Source organism: Streptomyces sp. NPDC001594 (assembly GCF_042893675.1).
In the GTDB taxonomy this organism is placed as follows: domain Bacteria; phylum Actinomycetota; class Actinomycetes; order Streptomycetales; family Streptomycetaceae; genus Streptomyces.
Genome location: NZ_JBIAVB010000004.1, coordinates 484,091 through 501,588, shown reverse-complemented (window position 1 = coordinate 501,588; position 17,498 = coordinate 484,091). Strand labels below are relative to the sequence as shown.

Here is a 17,498-nt window from a genome sequence, read left to right as displayed (position 1 = left end):
ATGAACTGCCCCCTGCACGGGGCCGGCACGGACCCCACGCGCCTCGTGGGACGCCAGATCAGCCGGGTCGTCGCCTCCTGGCACATCTGCGAGGGCGAGCGCTCCGAGGCCCCGCTCGACGTGTGGCTGATCGACAGCGCCGGCGAGTCCACCCGGATCACCACCGGCTCCGACTGGTGCCTCATCGTCGAGTCCGCCGCGCCCCACCCGCCGTACGACCTGGGGGAGTGGGGCCGCGTCGAGGTCGGCGAGGACCTCGGCGAGCACCCGTTCCTGCGCCACCTCGGCCAGACCGTCGAGTCCGTCGCCGAGTTCGCCCTGCCCGAGCAGGGCCGCACCCACCTGGAGATCGGCTTCCCCGACGGCCGCCGGGTACGGGCCGACTGTCACGAAGGGGACCTGCGGCTCACCCGTTGAGCCAGTGCTCGATCCCGTCCAGCAGCTTCGCCTTGACCTCCTCCGGCGCCGCCGAACCCCGCACCGACTGGCGGGCCAGCTCGGCCAGCTCCGCGTCCGTGAAGGCGTGGTGGCGCCGCGCGATCTCGTACTGGGCCGCGAGCCGCGAACCGAAGAGGAGCGGGTCGTCCGCGCCCAGGGCCATCGGCACCCCGGCCTCGAACAGCGTGCGCAGCGGGACGTCCTCGGGCCGCTCGTAGACGCCGAGCGCGACATTGGACGCGGGGCAGACCTCGCAGGTGATCTGCCGGTCCGCGAGCCGCTGCAACAGCCGGGGGTCCTCGGCGGCCCGGACGCCGTGCCCGACGCGGGAGGCGTGCAGGTCGTCGAGGCAGTCGCGGACCGAGGCCGGGCCGGTCAGCTCGCCGCCGTGCGGGGCCGCCAGCAGACCGCCCTCCCGGGCGATGGCGAAGGCCCGGTCGAAGTCGCGGGCCATGCCGCGGCGCTCGTCGTTGGAGAGGCCGAAGCCGACGATCCCCCGGTCGGCGTACCGGACGGCGAGGCGGGCGAGCGTACGGGCGTCCAGCGGGTGCTTCATCCGGTTCGCGGCGATCAGCACCCGCATGCCCAGGCCGGTCTCCCGCGAGGCCGCGTCGACGGCGTCGAGGATGATCTCCACGGCCGGGATCATGCCGCCCAGCAGCGGGGCGTAGGAGGTGGGATCCACCTGGATCTCCAGCCAGCCGCTGCCGTCCCGGACGTCCTCCTCGGCGGCCTCGCGGACCAGCCGCTGGATGTCCTCGGGCTCCCTCAGGCAGGACCGGGCGGCGTCGTAGAGCCGCTGGAAGCGGAACCAGCCGCGTTCGTCGGTGGCCCGCAGTTTGGGCGGTTCCCCGGCGGTCAGGGCGTCCGGCAGCCGGACGCCGTACTTGTCGGCCAGCTCCAGCAGGGTCGACGGGCGCATCGAGCCGGTGAAGTGCAGGTGCAGATGGGCCTTCGGCAGAAGCGTGAGATCGCGTACGTGCTCCATCTGGTGATCCTGCCGCATCGGTCACCCGATTGGCAGCGCATTACCTGAACGGGACATTGCCCGAACACGAATATGACCTCCGGACGCGCCGGAGCGGCGCCGCCCGCGTGGGGGTGACGCCGCTCCGGAGGGGTGACGCCTACGCCTTGGCCTCGGCCAGGAGGTTCTGGATCCGGGTCACGCCCTCGACCAGGTCCTCGTCGCCCAGGGCGTAGGAGAGGCGCAGGTAGCCGGGGGTGCCGAAGGCCTCACCGGGGACGACCGCGACCTCGGCCTCGTCCAGGATCAGCGCGGCGAGCTCGACCGAGGTCTGCGGGCGCTTGCCGCGGATCTCCTTGCCGAGCAGCTCCTTGACCGACGGGTACGCGTAGAAGGCGCCCTCGGGGGTCGGGCAGAGGACGCCGTCGATCTCGTTGAGCATCTTGACCATCGTCTGGCGGCGGCGGTCGAAGGCCTTGCGCATCTCGGCCACGGCCTCCAGGTCGCCCGAGACGGCGGCCAGCGCGGCGACCTGGGCCACGTTGGAGACGTTGGAGGTGGCGTGCGACTGCAGGTTCGTCGCCGCCTTGATGACGTCCTGGGGGGCGATGACCCAGCCCACGCGCCAGCCCGTCATGGCGTACGTCTTGGCCACGCCGTTGACGATGATGCACTTGTCGCGCAGCGCCGGGACCAGCACGGGCAGCGAGGTGAACTTCGCGTCGCCGTAGACCAGGTGCTCGTAGATCTCGTCGGTCAGCACCCACAGGCCGTGCTCGGCGGCCCACTCGCCGATCGCCTTCGCGTCGGCCTCGCTGTAGACCGCGCCCGTCGGGTTGGACGGGGAGACGAACAGGACGACCTTGGTGCGCTCGGTGCGCGCCGCCTCCAGCTGCTCGACGGAGACCCGGTAGCCGGTGGTCTCGTCGGCGACGACCTCGACGGGGACGCCGCCGGCCAGCCGGATCGACTCCGGGTAGGTGGTCCAGTAGGGCGCCGGGACGATGACCTCGTCGCCCGGGTCGAGGATCGCCGCGAAGGCCTCGTAGATGGCCTGCTTGCCGCCGTTGGTCACCAGGACCTGCGACGCGTCCACCTCGTAGCCGGAGTCGCGCAGCGTCTTGGCGGCGATGGCCTTCTTGAGCTCGGGCAGGCCGCCGGCCGGCGTGTAGCGGTGGAACTTCGGGTCGCGGCAGGCCGCGACCGCCGCCTCGACGATGTAGTCCGGGGTGGGGAAGTCGGGCTCGCCCGCGCCGAAGCCGATCACCGGGCGCCCGGCGGCCTTGAGGGCCTTGGCCTTGGCGTCGACGGCGAGGGTCGCGGACTCGGAGATGGCGCCGATACGGGCGGACACCCGGCGCTCGGAGGAAGGCGTTGCAGAGGTCATGCGGCCAATCGTCCCAGACGCTCCGGAGGCCCCGCACAACGTTTCAGTCACCGGACGGAGCAGGTCCGGATGTTCTCTGTTCGACGTCAGGCCCAGGACCACGTATGCTCTGCTGCTGTTGGTCCTCACCAAACGCCCCGGGGCGTGAGCACTCCGTGCACTCGTCCGGATGCGGTAGGTTGGGGAACGCAAAGGGTCGTAGCTCAATTGGTAGAGCACTGGTCTCCAAAACCAGCGGTTGGGGGTTCGAGTCCCTCCGGCCCTGCTCCACACTCCTTCTCGGATGTGTGCGCAGGTACGTATTTCGATGCAACGCCGTGCGGCGCAACCGGGCGCGGCTACGGCCACGACCCGGATTCAGGTGAGAGACGTGACGGACGCCCTGGGCTCCATCGACATGCCTGATGCCGACAGCGACACTCGCGAGAAGAAGGCCCGCAAGGGCGGCAAGCGCGGGAAGAAGGGCCCCCTGGGCCGCCTCGCGCTTTTCTACCGTCAGATCGTCGCGGAACTCCGCAAGGTCGTCTGGCCCACGCGCAACCAGCTCACGACGTACACCACCGTGGTGATTGTCTTCGTCGTCATCATGATCGGTCTGGTGACCGTGATTGACTATGGGTTCCAGGAAGCCATCAAGTTCGTCTTCGGCTGATCCCCGCGGAGGGCGGCGCCTTGATGGGTGCCGCCCGTTTTCGCATGTTCCACCACCTTTTGTATCCAGGAAGAAGCAGCCACCGTGTCTGACCCGAACCTGAACGCGAGCCACGACTCCGTCGAGTCCGTCGAGGACGAGCTCGACATCGTCGAGGCGGCAGACGCTGTGGACCCCGACGAGGCCGAGCTCGCCGACGCCGAGGCCGGCATCGCCGCCGAGGAAGCCGCCCTGCACGTCGAGGACGACCAGGACTCCGAGGCCGAGGCCGACGAGGACGTTGACGCCGACGCCGACGCCGACGAGGACGTCGAAGCCGCCGAGGACGCCGAGGACGAGGGCGACGTCGAGGACGCCGCCGAGGCCGAGGACGCGGAGGAGGCCGAGGAGGCCGCTCCCGCCGAGCCCGTCGACCCGATCCAGGCCCTCCGCGACGAGCTGCGCCTGCTCCCGGGCGAGTGGTACGTCATCCACACCTACGCGGGCTACGAGAAGCGCGTGAAGGCGAACCTGGAGCAGCGTGCCGTCTCGCTGAACGTCGAGGAGTTCATCTACCAGGCCGAGGTGCCCGAGGAAGAGATCGTCCAGATCAAGAACGGCGAGCGCAAGAACGTCCGGCAGAACAAGCTGCCCGGCTACGTGCTCGTCCGCATGGACCTGACGAACGAGTCCTGGGGCGTCGTCCGCAACACCCCCGGTGTCACCGGCTTCGTGGGCAACGCGTACGACCCGTACCCGCTGACCCTGGACGAGATCGTCAAGATGCTCGCCCCGGAGGCGCAGGAGAAGGCCGCCAAGCAGGCCGCCGAGGACGCCGGTCTGCCGGCCCCCGCCGTCAAGCGCACCATCGAGGTCCTGGACTTCGAGGTCGGCGACTCGGTCACCGTCACCGACGGCCCGTTCGCCACGCTGCAGGCGACGATCAACGAGATCAACCCGGACTCGAAGAAGGTCAAGGGCCTCGTCGAGATCTTCGGCCGCGAGACCCCGGTCGAGCTGAGCTTCGACCAGATCCAGAAGAACTGATCCAGATCTTCTGAGCGACGCTTCCGAAGCAGGTCAGACCAGCCCGAAAAGGCGGTCTGACCTGCTCGGTTTTTAGCCCCGCACCGATACCCGTTATCGTGGTGCGGTATGCCTCCATCCGGATGACCGGAAGGCGGCTGGAAAACTCTCACTAGGACCCGGAGAGAGCAATGCCTCCCAAGAAGAAGAAGGTCACGGGGCTTATCAAGCTCCAGATCAAGGCCGGCGCGGCCAACCCGGCTCCGCCGGTCGGCCCCGCGCTCGGTCAGCACGGCGTCAACATCATGGAGTTCTGCAAGGCCTACAACGCCGCGACCGAGTCGCAGCGTGGCATGGTCGTGCCGGTGGAGATCACGGTCTACGAGGACCGCTCCTTCACCTTCGTGACGAAGACCCCGCCGGCCGCGCGCCTCATCCTGAAGCACGCGGGCATCGAGAAGGGCTCCGGCGAGCCGCACAAGACCAAGGTCGCGAAGCTCACGCGTGACCAGGTCCGCGAGATCGCCACGATCAAGATGCCCGACCTCAACGCGAACGACCTGGACGCCGCCGAGAAGATCATCGCCGGCACCGCCCGTTCGATGGGTGTCACGGTCGAGGGCTGATTCCGCCCCTCGCAGTTCCCCAGTGGTAGGGCCAAGCGCTGGTCCGTACCACGACTCCATGCCTGAAGCACTTACACAGGAGCAGAAGTGAAGCGCAGCAAGACTCTCCGCGCTGCGGACGCCAAGGTCGACCGGGAGAAGCTCTACGCTCCCCTCGAGGCCGTCCGTCTCGCCAAGGAGACCAGCACCACCAAGTTCGACGCCACCGTCGAGGTTGCCTTCCGCCTGGGTGTCGACCCGCGCAAGGCCGACCAGATGGTCCGCGGCACCGTGAACCTCCCGCACGGCACCGGTAAGACCGCCCGGGTCCTGGTCTTCGCGACCGGTGACCGTGCTGCGGCCGCGGAAGCCGCCGGCGCCGACATCGTCGGCGACGACGAGCTGATCAACGAGATCGCCAAGGGCAACCGCCTGAACGAGTTCGACGCCGTCGTGGCGACCCCGGACCTCATGGGCAAGGTCGGCCGCCTCGGCCGCGTGCTCGGTCCGCGTGGTCTCATGCCGAACCCGAAGACCGGCACCGTCACCATGGACGTCGCCAAGGCCGTCACCGAGATCAAGGGTGGCAAGATCGAGTTCCGCGTCGACAAGCACTCGAACCTGCACTTCATCATCGGCAAGGTCTCCTTCTCCGATGAGCAGCTGGTCGAGAACTACGGCGCCGCGCTGGACGAGATCATCCGTCTGAAGCCGTCCGCCGCCAAGGGCCGCTACATCAAGAAGGCCGCCCTGAGCACCACGATGGGCCCCGGCATCCAGCTGGACTCCAACCGCACCCGGAACCTCCTCGTCGAGGAAGACCCGGCCGCGGTCTGATCGGGCTGATCGGGCTGAGCCCGACGGCTCACCTGAGTGGCTGAACCGGCCCCCCGCCTCCCGCAAGGGAAGCGGGGGGCCGGTTTCTTTTGTCCCGCGCCCGAAATCCCGTGCGACTTTCCCGTCTCTTTACCGTATGGTCGGACGGTTGATCGATTCACACCAGGGGTGGGGACTCCATGCTCGTGCACCGCAAGAAGACCGCCATGGCCGCTCTGGCCGCCGTACTGCTCGTGGGCGGCGCCACGACCGCCTGTGAGGGCGGCAAGAAGGACGACGGGGGCAAGGCCGCGGGCGCCACGCCCTCCGCCGCCGCCTCGCCGGCCGGCAAGCCGGCCCAGGGCGCCGCGGACGCCACGCCGGCGGCGTACCTGGAGAAGGTGAAGAAGAAGTCCGAGGACATCACCTCTCTCCACTACACCATGACCGGCACCGCCGAGGGCCAGCCGGTCAACATGGACGCGTCCATGCGCCTCAAGCCGTCCGTGGCCATGTCCATGAAGATCAGCGCACCGGGCCAGGAGTCGGCGGAGATCCGCCTCCTCGACGGGACCATGTACATGGGCTCCGAGGGCCAGTGGCTGAAGTTCGACATGAAGAGCGCGGACCCGCAGGCCGCCAAGCAGCTGGACGGCCTCGGCGCCGACAGCTCCGGCGAGAACCCGGGCGACCGCGCCGGCGACCTGATGGGCGCCAAGGACCTCAAGACCCTCGGCGAGGAGAACATCGACGGCGTGAAGACCAGGCACGTCGCCGGCACGGTCACCGTCGAGCAGATGAAGGCCTCCCTCGCCACCCTCAGCCCGGACGCCAAGGCGCGCCAGGAGAAGTCCGTCCAGAAGCTGGAGGGCGAGGGCATCAAGGCCATGAACATCGACATGTGGATCGACGAGAACGACCACACCAAGCAGGTCCGCACCCGCGCCGAGGCGACCAAGGGCCCGATGGACATGACGATCAAGTTCCTCGACTACAACAAGCCGGTCGACATCAGCGCCCCGCCGGCCGACCAGGTCATGGACCTCGCCCAGGCGGGCAAGGGCGGCTCCGGCCAGGGCTGAGCCCTTCGCACCACCAGAACCACCCATGGGGGAGAACGAATGAACACGGCCGCGCTGACCCGCGCCGGTATCGCCGCGGCGGGGGCCGCACTGCTCGTGGGCGGACTCACCGCCTGCGGGGGAGACAAGTCCGACGGGGGGACGAAGGCCAAGGCCGAGACGCCCGCGGACGCGGTGAAGGCCTCGTACAGGAAGACGGCGGCCGCCAGGTTCGCCGCGTACGAGATGACCATCACCCCGGACAAGGGCAAGGCCGACCAGCTCTCGGGCTCGAAGGGCTGGTACCCGTCCGGCACCACCATCGACGCCAAGGGCGCCGACGGCAACCAGGTCATGATCGGCGACGTGGTCTACACGCACTCGGACAAGCCGGTCGGCGGCAAGGCCTGGATGAAGATGGACCTGGGCAAGGGCGGCAAGAGCCGTGCCCGGTTCAACGACGACCCGGCCGAGTACCTGGCGGTACTGCTCGGACAGCAGAAGGTGACGCTGGTCGGTACCGAGCAGGTCGACGGCGGGGAGGCCCGGCACTTCAAGGGCAGCCTCACCAACGCCGAGCTGCTCGCGGCCGACGAGTCCACGAAGGTCATGGAGACCGCGAACCGGCAGTACCTCCACGAGGCGCTGAAGGACACCCTCTCCCTCGACGTGGACCTGTGGATCGGCAAGGACGGCTACCCCGTCCGCGTCGAGTCCGTGCAGGGCACCAAGGACGGGAAGACGAAGGTCTCCGCGAAGTTCTCCGGCTACGGCACGACCGCGCCGGTCGTCGCACCGCCCGCCGATCAGGTCGCCGACTTCGACGACGTGATGAAGGGCGTCGACGACCAGCTCAAGGACACCGACGCGAAGCTGAAGGACACCGACGAGAAGCTCAAGCAGGCCGACAAGACCCTCAAGGACGCGGGGCTGGGCGGGCTGGGCGGCTCCTGAGCCGTCGGCCTCCGGACCGGTTGGGGGGTCGGTTCGGGGGCGATTTGCTCCGGGTCGCATCCTTCGCGTACGCTTCCACAGAAGCCAAAGACCGCTGGTCGTTGCTGTGCCCGACGAGGGTGCGGTGGCCGAAGGATCCGCTACTGCGGACGACCCGCGCAGGTGACTGTGGAATCGTTCCTGGATTTTCATCCGGTTGAGCTACGCCCTGGCGCCTGCGCCGGGGCGTTTTGTATGTCAGCCCCTTCTGAGCGGTCCTCATCACCCGGAAGGAGGCCGACGCTCTATGGCAAGGCCCGACAAGGCTGCCGACGTAGCCGAGCTTGAGGACAAGTTCCGCAGCTCGAACGCCGTTGTGCTGACCGAGTACCGGGGTCTCACCGTGAAGCAGCTCAAGACGCTGCGTCGTTCGCTCGGTGAGAACGCCCAGTACGCCGTGGTGAAGAACACGCTGACCAAGATCGCGGCGAACAACGCCGGGATCACCTCGCTCGACGACCAGTTCACTGGTCCGACGGGTGCCGCCTTCATCACCGGTGACCCGGTGGAGTCGGCCAAGGGTCTTCGTGACTTCGCCAAGGAAAACCCGAACCTGATCATCAAGGGCGGTGTCCTTGATGGCAAGGCGCTGTCCGCCGATGACATCAAGAAGCTTGCGGACCTCGAGTCCCGCGAGGTTCTGCTCAGCAAGCTGGCCGGCGCGTTCAAGGGCAAGCAGTCCCAGGCTGCCTCGCTCTTCCAGGCGCTGCCGTCGAAGTTCGTCCGCACCGCGGAAGCGCTTCGCGTCAAGCTCGCCGAGCAGGGCGGTGCCGAGTAATTCGGCTCGCGCACTGATCTACGCCGCCTAGTGCGTGGGTCGTAGCGGGCCGTTACGCCCGCCTCTCTATACATCCGGCACCTGCCGAATTAGTGGAAGGATCGCCCATCATGGCGAAGCTCTCTCAGGAAGACCTCCTCGCCCAGTTCGAGGAGATGACCCTCATCGAGCTCTCCGAGTTCGTGAAGGCCTTCGAGGAGAAGTTCGACGTCACCGCCGCCGCGGCCGTCGCCGTTGCCGCCCCGGGTGCCCCGGGTGCCGCTGCCCCCGAGGTCGAGGAGAAGGACGAGTTCGACGTCATCCTCACCGGCGCCGGCGACAAGAAGATCCAGGTCATCAAGGTCGTGCGCGAGCTGACCTCCCTGGGTCTGAAGGAGGCCAAGGACCTCGTCGACGGCACCCCGAAGCCGGTCCTCGAGAAGGCCAACAAGGAAGCCGCTGACAAGGCCGCTGAGGCCCTCAAGGCCGCTGGCGCCTCGGTCGAGGTCAAGTAACACCTCTGAGGCCGTCTGACGGCCTCAACCAAGGGCGATCACCCGTAAGGGTGGTCGCCCTTTGGCGTATGCGCAGTGCCTGACTTGCCCTGGTCTCGTTGGGGAGTAGGGTGATCTTCGTTGCCCCGACGCAGGGTCCGGAGATGATCCGCTCGGAGCACGGGGCCTTGACGAACGGCCAGCGGCGCGCAATTCTCAGTCCCGTCGTGAGGTCGCCCGGCTCGATCCGGGATCCGAGGCATGGATCGACTACGAAGAGGGCAGTACTGATACGCGCTCTGTGTACGGGCGCTGCGGCATCGGCCGCGGTGTTGGTTGGACGCGGTGTTGATTTGAGGACGTGGGGAAGGGCCTGTTGCCGGTTTCCGGAAACCTGGTCTGGACATCAGTGAGCCGAGTGGCTACACTGACCCTTTGCGCTGCCTGTTAGCTGTCCCCTGCCCGTCGCCAGGGGCATGCCCACGCTCGAGCACACCGGATTGATACGCCCCGACCTGGTCTTTTAGTCCAGCTGGGGAGGCTCTGTCTTCTGTGTCGGCTGGGACCGGTACGCGCGTAGTGAGTCCGAGCCCTCGGAAGGACCCCCTCTTGGCCGCCTCGCGCAACGCCTCGACCAATACGAACACCGGTGCCAGCACCGCCCCGCTGCGCATCTCCTTTGCAAAGATCAAGGAGCCCCTCGAGGTTCCGAACCTCCTGGCGCTGCAGACCGAGAGCTTTGACTGGCTGCTCGGCAACGCCGCCTGGAAGTCCCGCGTCGAGTCGGCGCTTGAGAGTGGACAGGACGTTCCCACCAAGTCCGGTCTGGAAGAGATCTTCGAGGAGATCTCGCCGATCGAGGACTTCTCCGGGTCGATGTCGCTGACGTTCCGCGACCACCGGTTCGAGCCGGCGAAGAACTCCGTCGACGAGTGCAAGGAGCGCGACTTCACGTACGCGGCGCCGCTCTTCGTCACGGCCGAGTTCACGAACAACGAGACCGGTGAGATCAAGTCTCAGACGGTCTTCATGGGCGACTTCCCGCTCATGACCAACAAGGGCACCTTCGTCATCAACGGCACCGAGCGCGTCGTCGTGTCGCAGCTCGTCCGTTCCCCTGGTGTCTACTTCGACTCCTCCATCGACAAGACGTCCGACAAGGACATCTTCTCCGCCAAGATCATCCCGTCCCGGGGTGCCTGGCTGGAGATGGAGGTCGACAAGCGCGACATGGTCGGCGTCCGCATCGACCGCAAGCGCAAGCAGTCCGTCACCGTCCTCCTCAAGGCCCTCGGCTGGACCACCGAGCAGATCCTCGAGGAGTTCGGCGAGTACGAGTCCATGCGCGCCACCCTGGAGAAGGACCACACCCAGGGCCAGGACGACGCGCTGCTCGACATCTACCGCAAGCTGCGCCCGGGCGAGCCGCCGACCCGCGAGGCCGCTCAGACGCTGCTCGAGAACCTCTACTTCAACCCGAAGCGCTACGACCTCGCGAAGGTCGGCCGCTACAAGGTGAACAAGAAGCTCGGCGCCGACGAGCCGCTCGACGCCGGTGTGCTCACCACCGACGACATCATCGCCACGATCAAGTACCTCGTGAAGCTCCACGCGGGCGAGACCGAGACCGTCGGCGAGTCCGGCCGGGAGATCGTCGTCGAGACCGACGACATCGACCACTTCGGCAACCGTCGTATCCGCAACGTCGGCGAGCTCATCCAGAACCAGGTCCGTACGGGTCTCGCCCGTATGGAGCGCGTCGTGCGCGAGCGCATGACCACCCAGGACGTCGAGGCGATCACGCCGCAGACCCTGATCAACATCCGGCCGGTCGTCGCCTCCATCAAGGAGTTCTTCGGCACCAGCCAGCTGTCGCAGTTCATGGACCAGAACAACCCGCTGTCGGGCCTGACGCACAAGCGTCGTCTCAACGCCCTCGGCCCGGGTGGTCTGTCCCGTGAGCGGGCCGGCTTCGAGGTCCGTGACGTCCACCCGTCGCACTACGGCCGCATGTGCCCGATCGAGACGCCCGAAGGCCCGAACATCGGTCTGATCGGCTCGCTGGCCTCCTACGGCCGCATCAACCCGTTCGGCTTCATCGAGACCCCGTACCGCAAGGTCGTCGAGGGTGTCGTCACCGACGAGGTCGACTACCTGACCGCCGACGAGGAAGACCGCTTCGTCATCGCCCAGGCCAACGCCGGCCTGTCCGAGGACATGCGCTTCACCGAGAACCGCGTGCTGGTCCGCCGTCGTGGCGGCGAGATCGACTACATCGCCGGCGACGACGTCGACTACATGGACGTCTCCCCGCGCCAGATGGTGTCCGTCGCGACCGCGATGATCCCCTTCCTGGAGCACGACGACGCCAACCGTGCCCTCATGGGCGCGAACATGATGCGCCAGGCCGTTCCGCTCATCAAGGCGGAGGCCCCGCTCGTCGGCACCGGCATGGAGTACCGCTGTGCGGTCGACGCCGGCGACTCGATCAAGGCGGAGAAGGACGGTGTCGTCCAGGAGGTCTCGGCCGACTACATCACCGTCGCCAACGACGACGGCACGTACACCACGTACCGCGTCGCCAAGTTCTCCCGCTCGAACCAGGGCACCTCGGTCAACCAGAAGGTCATCGTCAACGAGGGTGACCGCATCATCGAGGCCCAGGTCCTCGCCGACGGTCCCGCGACCGAAGAGGGCGAAATGGCCCTCGGCAAGAACCTGCTCGTCGCGTTCATGCCCTGGGAAGGCCACAACTACGAGGACGCGATCATCCTGTCGCAGCGCCTCGTGCAGGACGACGTCCTCTCCTCGATCCACATCGAGGAGCACGAGGTCGACGCCCGTGACACCAAGCTGGGCCCCGAGGAGATCACCCGGGACATCCCGAACGTCTCCGAGGAGGTCCTCGCCGACCTCGACGAGCGCGGCATCATCCGCATCGGTGCGGACGTCGTCGCCGGCGACATCCTCGTCGGCAAGGTCACGCCCAAGGGTGAGACCGAGCTGACCCCCGAGGAGCGCCTGCTCCGCGCGATCTTCGGTGAGAAGGCCCGCGAGGTGCGTGACACCTCGCTCAAGGTCCCTCACGGTGAGATCGGCAAGGTCATCGGTGTCCGCGTCTTCGACCGCGAGGAGGGCGACGAGCTTCCTCCGGGCGTGAACCAGCTGGTCCGCGTCTACGTCGCCCAGAAGCGCAAGATCACCGACGGTGACAAGCTCGCCGGCCGCCACGGCAACAAGGGTGTCATCTCCAAGATCCTTCCGATCGAGGACATGCCCTTCCTTGAGGACGGCACGCCGGTCGACATCATCCTGAACCCGCTGGGTGTCCCGTCCCGAATGAACCCGGGACAGGTCCTGGAGATCCACCTCGGCTGGCTCGCCAGCCGCGGCTGGGACGTCTCCGGCCTCGCGGACGAGTGGGCGCAGCGCCTCCAGGCGATCGGCGCCGACCAGGTCGCCCCCGGCACCAACGTCGCCACCCCCGTCTTCGACGGTGCGCGTGAGGACGAGCTGGCCGGCCTGCTCCAGCACACCATCCCGAACCGCGACGGCGAGCGCATGGTGCTCCCGACCGGTAAGGCGCGCCTGTTCGACGGCCGCTCCGGCGAGCCGTTCCCGGACCCGATCTCGGTCGGGTACATGTACATCCTCAAGCTGCACCACCTGGTCGACGACAAGCTCCACGCCCGTTCGACCGGTCCGTACTCGATGATCACGCAGCAGCCGCTGGGTGGTAAGGCGCAGTTCGGTGGTCAGCGCTTCGGTGAGATGGAGGTGTGGGCGCTTGAGGCATACGGCGCCGCGTACGCGCTCCAGGAACTCCTGACGATCAAGTCCGACGACGTGACCGGCCGCGTGAAGGTCTACGAGGCCATCGTCAAGGGCGAGAACATCCCTGAGCCGGGCATTCCCGAGTCCTTCAAGGTGCTCATCAAGGAAATGCAGTCGCTCTGCCTCAACGTGGAGGTGCTGTCCTCGGACGGCATGTCCATCGAGATGCGCGACACCGACGAGGACGTCTTCCGCGCGGCGGAGGAGCTCGGTATCGACCTGTCCCGGCGCGAGCCGAGCAGCGTCGAAGAGGTCTGACGGGCCTGGCCGGGGGATCCACCGTGATCCCCCGGCCGTCCCCGGGACCGTTCAGACCATGATTGAGACTCGACCCCGAAAGAGGGATTGACGCACAGTGCTCGACGTCAACTTCTTCGACGAGCTGCGGATCGGCCTTGCCACCGCGGACGACATCCGAACCTGGTCGCACGGCGAGGTCAAGAAGCCGGAGACCATCAACTACCGCACCCTCAAGCCCGAGAAGGACGGACTCTTCTGCGAGAAGATCTTCGGTCCTACCCGGGACTGGGAGTGCTACTGCGGCAAGTACAAGCGTGTCCGCTTCAAGGGCATCATCTGTGAACGCTGTGGCGTCGAGGTCACGCGCGCCAAGGTGCGCCGTGAGCGCATGGGCCACATCGAGCTTGCCGCTCCCGTCACCCACATCTGGTACTTCAAGGGCGTCCCGTCGCGCCTGGGCTACCTGCTGGACCTCGCGCCGAAGGACCTCGAGAAGGTCATCTACTTTGCCGCGTACATGATCACGTTCGTCGACGACGAGCGCCGTCAGCGCGACCTGCCGTCGCTGGAGGCCCACGTCTCCGTCGAGCGCCAGCAGATCGAGAACCGCCGCGACGCCGACCTCGAAGGCCGCGCCAAGAAGCTCGAGAGCGACCTGGCCGAGCTGGAGGCCGAGGGCGCCAAGGCCGACGTGCGCCGCAAGGTGCGCGAGGGCGCCGAGCGCGAGATGAAGCAGCTGCGCGACCGTGCGCAGCGCGAGATCGACCGTCTGGACGAGGTCTGGTCCCGCTTCAAGAACCTCAAGGTCCAGGACCTGGAGGGCGACGAGCTCCTCTACCGCGAGCTGCGTGACCGCTTCGGCACGTACTTCGACGGCTCGATGGGTGCCGCGGCGCTGCAGAAGCGCCTGGAGTCCTTCGACCTGGAGGAGGAGGCCGAGCGCCTCCGCGAGATCATCCGCACCGGCAAGGGCCAGAAGAAGACCCGTGCGCTCAAGCGCCTCAAGGTCGTCTCGGCGTTCCTGCAGACCAGCAACAGCCCCAAGGGCATGGTCCTGGACTGCGTCCCGGTCATCCCGCCGGACCTGCGTCCGATGGTGCAGCTGGACGGTGGCCGCTTCGCGACCTCCGACCTGAACGACCTGTACCGCCGCGTCATCAACCGCAACAACCGCCTGAAGCGCCTTCTCGACCTCGGTGCCCCCGAGATCATCGTGAACAACGAGAAGCGCATGCTCCAGGAGGCCGTGGACGCGCTCTTCGACAACGGTCGTCGCGGCCGCCCGGTGACGGGTCCCGGCAACCGCCCGCTGAAGTCCCTCAGCGACATGCTGAAGGGCAAGCAGGGTCGATTCCGTCAGAACCTTCTCGGCAAGCGTGTGGACTACTCCGCGCGTTCCGTGATCGTCGTCGGTCCGCAGCTGAAGCTGCACCAGTGCGGTCTGCCCAAGGCCATGGCGCTGGAGCTCTTCAAGCCGTTCGTGATGAAGCGCCTGGTCGACCTGAACCACGCGCAGAACATCAAGTCGGCGAAGCGCATGGTCGAGCGCGGCCGCACGGTCGTGTACGACGTGCTCGAAGAGGTCATCGCCGAGCACCCGGTCCTGCTGAACCGTGCGCCCACGCTGCACCGCCTCGGCATCCAGGCCTTCGAGCCCCAGCTGGTCGAAGGCAAGGCCATCCAGATCCACCCGCTCGTCTGCACCGCGTTCAACGCGGACTTCGACGGTGACCAGATGGCCGTCCACCTGCCGCTCTCCGCGGAGGCGCAGGCCGAGGCCCGCATCCTGATGCTGTCCTCGAACAACATCCTCAAGCCGGCCGACGGCCGTCCGGTCACGATGCCGACGCAGGACATGGTCCTGGGTCTGTTCTTCCTGACCACCGACGGTGAGCTCCGTGACGTCAAGGGCGAGGGCCGCGCGTTCGGCTCGACCGCCGAGGCGATCATGGCGTTCGACGCCGGCGAGCTCGCGCTGCAGTCGTCCGTCGACATCCGCTTCCCGGTGGGCACCATCCCGCCGCGCGGCTGGGTGCCGCCGGTCGCCGAAGAGGGCGAGCAGGAGTTCCAGCCGGGCGACAGCTTCCGTCTGAAGACGACCCTGGGCCGTGCGCTCTTCAACGAGCTGCTGCCCGAGGACTACCCGTTCGTCGACTACTCGGTGGGCAAGAAGCAGCTCTCCGAGATCGTCAACGACCTGGCGGAGCGCTACCCCAAGGTCATCGTGGCGGCGACGCTCGACAACCTGAAGGCGGCCGGCTTCCACTGGGCGACCCGTTCGGGCGTCACCGTGGCCATCTCCGACGTCGTCGTGCCCGAGGCCAAGAAGGCCATCGTCGCGGGCTACGAGGCGATGGACGAGAAGGTCCAGAAGCAGTACGAGCGCGGTCTGATCACCAAGGACGAGCGCACGCAGGAGCTCATCGCGATCTGGACCAAGGCGACCAACGAGGTTGCCGAGGCGATGAACGCGAACTTCCCCAAGACCAACCCCATCTTCATGATGGTTGACTCGGGTGCCCGAGGAAACATGATGCAGATGCGACAGATCGCCGGTATGCGTGGTCTGGTGTCGAACGCGAAGAACGAGACCATCCCGCGTCCGATCAAGGCGTCCTTCCGTGAGGGCCTCACCGTTCTGGAGTACTTCATCTCCACGCACGGTGCCCGTAAGGGTCTGGCGGACACCGCCCTGCGTACCGCCGACTCGGGTTACCTCACCCGTCGTCTGGTGGACGTCTCGCAGGACGTCATCATCCGCGAGGAGGACTGCGGTACCGAGCGCGGCCTCAAGCTCAAGATCGGTACGAAGGACGAGACCGGTGTCCTCCGCAAGGCGGACGACGTCGAGACCTCGGTGTACGCCCGCATGCTGGCCGAGGACGTCGTCATCGACGGCAAGGTCATCGCGCCGGCGAACGTGGACCTCGGTGACGTGCTCATCGACGCCCTCATCGCGAACGGCGTCGAGGAGGTCAAGACCCGCTCGGTCCTGACCTGTGAGTCCGCCGTCGGCACCTGTGCCTTCTGCTACGGCCGCTCGCTGGCCACCGGCAAGCTGGTCGACATCGGTGAGGCGGTCGGCATCATCGCCGCCCAGTCCATCGGTGAGCCCGGTACCCAGCTGACGATGCGTACCTTCCACACCGGTGGTGTGGCCGGTGACGACATCACGCAGGGTCTGCCGCGTGTCGTCGAGCTCTTCGAGGCCCGTACCCCGAAGGGTGTCGCCCCGATCTCCGAGGCCGCCGGCCGCGTGCGGATCGAGGAGACCGAGAAGACGAAGAAGATCGTCATCACGCCCGACGACGGCAGCGAGGAGACGGCGTTCCCGATCTCCAAGCGCGCCAAGGTCATCGTGCACGAGGGCGACCACGTCGAGGTGGGCCAGAAGCTCACCATGGGTGCCACCAACCCGCACGACGTGCTGCGCATCCTCGGCCAGCGCGCCGTCCAGGTCCACCTGGTCGGCGAAGTCCAGAAGGTCTACAACTCGCAGGGCGTGTCGATCCACGACAAGCACATCGAGATCATCATCCGGCAGATGCTGCGCCGCGTGACGATCATCGAGTCCGGCGACGCGGAGCTCCTCCCGGGCGAGCTCGTCGAGCGCTCCCGCTTCGAGACCGAGAACCGTCGTGTGGTCACCGAGGGCGGTCACCCCGCCTCCGGCCGTCCGCAGCTGATGGGTATCACCAAGGCCTCGCTGGCGACGGAGTCCTGGCTGTCGGCCGCCTCCTTCCAGGAGACGACCCGAGTCCTGACGGACGCGGCGATCAACGCCAAGTCCGACAGCCTCATCGGCCTCAAGGAGAACGTCATCATCGGTAAGCTCATCCCGGCCGGTACGGGTCTGTCCCGCTACCGCAACATTCGGGTGGAGCCGACCGAGGAAGCCAAGGCCGCGATGTACTCGGCCGTCGGCTACGACGACATCGACTACTCCCCCTTCGGCACCGGCTCCGGCCAGGCTGTCCCGCTGGAGGACTACGACTACGGCCCCTACAACGGCTGACGAAGTCAGTCGTCATAGGACGCAGCACGGCTGAGTCGCAGACACGCAGTAACCGCAGGGCGGTCACCCGAGAGGGTGACCGCCCTGCGGCGTTCCCCAGCCCTGGAGCCGCATGTGGCGCTGGAGGTGGTGGATGCGGGTGCGGGGAGAGCAGGAGCCGGTAGGCGACCCGGCCGGGCAGCGCGTACCACCATCCCAGCAGCCTGGCCCAGGAGGGGCCCGCCGTGTGGTGCC

The 17,498-nt window shown here is 67.4% G+C and carries 13 protein-coding genes and 1 tRNA gene; 12 read left to right on the top strand and 2 right to left on the bottom strand.

Annotation, left to right across the window (positions count from 1 at the left end):
• Nucleotides 1–417 carry a hypothetical protein gene (locus tag ACFY0O_RS11305; RefSeq protein WP_388945514.1) on the top strand — a complete coding sequence of 139 codons (417 nt, stop codon included), beginning with the start codon at nt 1–3 and terminating at the stop codon, nt 415–417.
• Here the strand turns inward: ACFY0O_RS11305 and ACFY0O_RS11300 are convergent.
• Nucleotides 407–1,426, bottom strand: coding sequence for an adenosine deaminase (locus ACFY0O_RS11300; protein ID WP_388945513.1), 1,020 nt, complete (start codon nt 1,424–1,426; stop codon nt 407–409). The genes ACFY0O_RS11305 and ACFY0O_RS11300 overlap by 11 nt on opposite strands.
• Nucleotides 1,427–1,565: 139 nt before the next feature.
• Nucleotides 1,566–2,792 carry a pyridoxal phosphate-dependent aminotransferase gene (locus tag ACFY0O_RS11295; RefSeq protein ID WP_388945510.1) on the bottom strand — a complete coding sequence of 409 codons (1,227 nt, stop codon included), beginning with the start codon at nt 2,790–2,792 and terminating at the stop codon, nt 1,566–1,568.
• Between the two features lie 192 nt (nt 2,793–2,984).
• On the opposite strand from ACFY0O_RS11295, the gene ACFY0O_RS11290 reads away from it, so the two are divergent.
• From ACFY0O_RS11290 to ACFY0O_RS11240, 11 genes are all read left to right on the top strand, one after another.
• A tRNA-Trp gene (locus ACFY0O_RS11290) sits at nt 2,985–3,057 on the top strand.
• A gap of 105 nt (nt 3,058–3,162) precedes the next feature.
• Nucleotides 3,163–3,444 (top strand): preprotein translocase subunit SecE, encoded by a 282-nt coding sequence (gene secE, locus ACFY0O_RS11285; RefSeq protein WP_045945273.1) that lies wholly within the window; start codon nt 3,163–3,165, stop codon nt 3,442–3,444.
• An 84-nt stretch (nt 3,445–3,528) separates the two neighbouring features.
• Nucleotides 3,529–4,470 carry a transcription termination/antitermination protein NusG gene (gene nusG / locus ACFY0O_RS11280; protein WP_388945508.1) on the top strand — a complete coding sequence of 314 codons (942 nt, stop codon included), beginning with the start codon at nt 3,529–3,531 and terminating at the stop codon, nt 4,468–4,470.
• Nucleotides 4,471–4,640: 170 nt separating this feature from the next.
• Nucleotides 4,641–5,075 (top strand): 50S ribosomal protein L11, encoded by a 435-nt coding sequence (rplK, locus tag ACFY0O_RS11275; protein ID WP_042818558.1) that lies wholly within the window; start codon nt 4,641–4,643, stop codon nt 5,073–5,075.
• 87 nt (nt 5,076–5,162) lie between these two features.
• The gene (rplA, locus tag ACFY0O_RS11270) at nt 5,163–5,891 is read left to right on the top strand and encodes a 50S ribosomal protein L1 (RefSeq protein ID WP_351878421.1); all 729 of its coding nucleotides are present in this window, start codon (nt 5,163–5,165) and stop codon (nt 5,889–5,891) included.
• Nucleotides 5,892–6,070: 179 nt separating this feature from the next.
• Nucleotides 6,071–6,952, top strand: a complete 882-nt coding sequence (locus ACFY0O_RS11265; protein WP_388945504.1) for an LppX_LprAFG lipoprotein — start codon at nt 6,071–6,073, stop codon at nt 6,950–6,952.
• Between the two features lie 39 nt (nt 6,953–6,991).
• Nucleotides 6,992–7,885 carry a hypothetical protein gene (locus tag ACFY0O_RS11260; protein WP_388945501.1) on the top strand — a complete coding sequence of 298 codons (894 nt, stop codon included), beginning with the start codon at nt 6,992–6,994 and terminating at the stop codon, nt 7,883–7,885.
• A 286-nt stretch (nt 7,886–8,171) separates the two neighbouring features.
• Nucleotides 8,172–8,702, top strand: coding sequence for a 50S ribosomal protein L10 (rplJ, locus tag ACFY0O_RS11255; RefSeq protein ID WP_042818555.1), 531 nt, complete (start codon nt 8,172–8,174; stop codon nt 8,700–8,702).
• Nucleotides 8,703–8,812: 110 nt separating this feature from the next.
• A complete protein-coding gene (gene rplL / locus ACFY0O_RS11250) occupies nt 8,813–9,196 on the top strand; it encodes a 50S ribosomal protein L7/L12 (protein WP_388945498.1) in 384 nt (127 codons plus the stop codon).
• A gap of 588 nt (nt 9,197–9,784) precedes the next feature.
• Nucleotides 9,785–13,267 carry a DNA-directed RNA polymerase subunit beta gene (rpoB, locus tag ACFY0O_RS11245; protein WP_358893657.1) on the top strand — a complete coding sequence of 1,161 codons (3,483 nt, stop codon included), beginning with the start codon at nt 9,785–9,787 and terminating at the stop codon, nt 13,265–13,267.
• A gap of 97 nt (nt 13,268–13,364) precedes the next feature.
• Nucleotides 13,365–17,264, top strand: a complete 3,900-nt coding sequence (locus ACFY0O_RS11240; RefSeq protein WP_358893656.1) for a DNA-directed RNA polymerase subunit beta' — start codon at nt 13,365–13,367, stop codon at nt 17,262–17,264.
• Nucleotides 17,265–17,498 lie beyond the last annotated feature (234 nt).

Coding starts and splice junctions, on each gene's coding strand:
- ACFY0O_RS11265 (WP_388945504.1), top strand. CDS start 6,071: ATGCTCGTGCACCGCAAGAAGACCGCCATGGCCGCTCTGGCCGCCGTA.
- ACFY0O_RS11300 (WP_388945513.1), bottom strand. CDS start 1,426: ATGGAGCACGTACGCGATCTCACGCTTCTGCCGAAGGCCCATCTGCAC.
- rplK (WP_042818558.1), top strand. CDS start 4,641: ATGCCTCCCAAGAAGAAGAAGGTCACGGGGCTTATCAAGCTCCAGATC.
- ACFY0O_RS11305 (WP_388945514.1), top strand. CDS start 1: ATGAACTGCCCCCTGCACGGGGCCGGCACGGACCCCACGCGCCTCGTG.
- ACFY0O_RS11260 (WP_388945501.1), top strand. CDS start 6,992: ATGAACACGGCCGCGCTGACCCGCGCCGGTATCGCCGCGGCGGGGGCC.
- rplJ (WP_042818555.1), top strand. CDS start 8,172: ATGGCAAGGCCCGACAAGGCTGCCGACGTAGCCGAGCTTGAGGACAAG.
- rplL (WP_388945498.1), top strand. CDS start 8,813: ATGGCGAAGCTCTCTCAGGAAGACCTCCTCGCCCAGTTCGAGGAGATG.
- ACFY0O_RS11295 (WP_388945510.1), bottom strand. CDS start 2,792: ATGACCTCTGCAACGCCTTCCTCCGAGCGCCGGGTGTCCGCCCGTATC.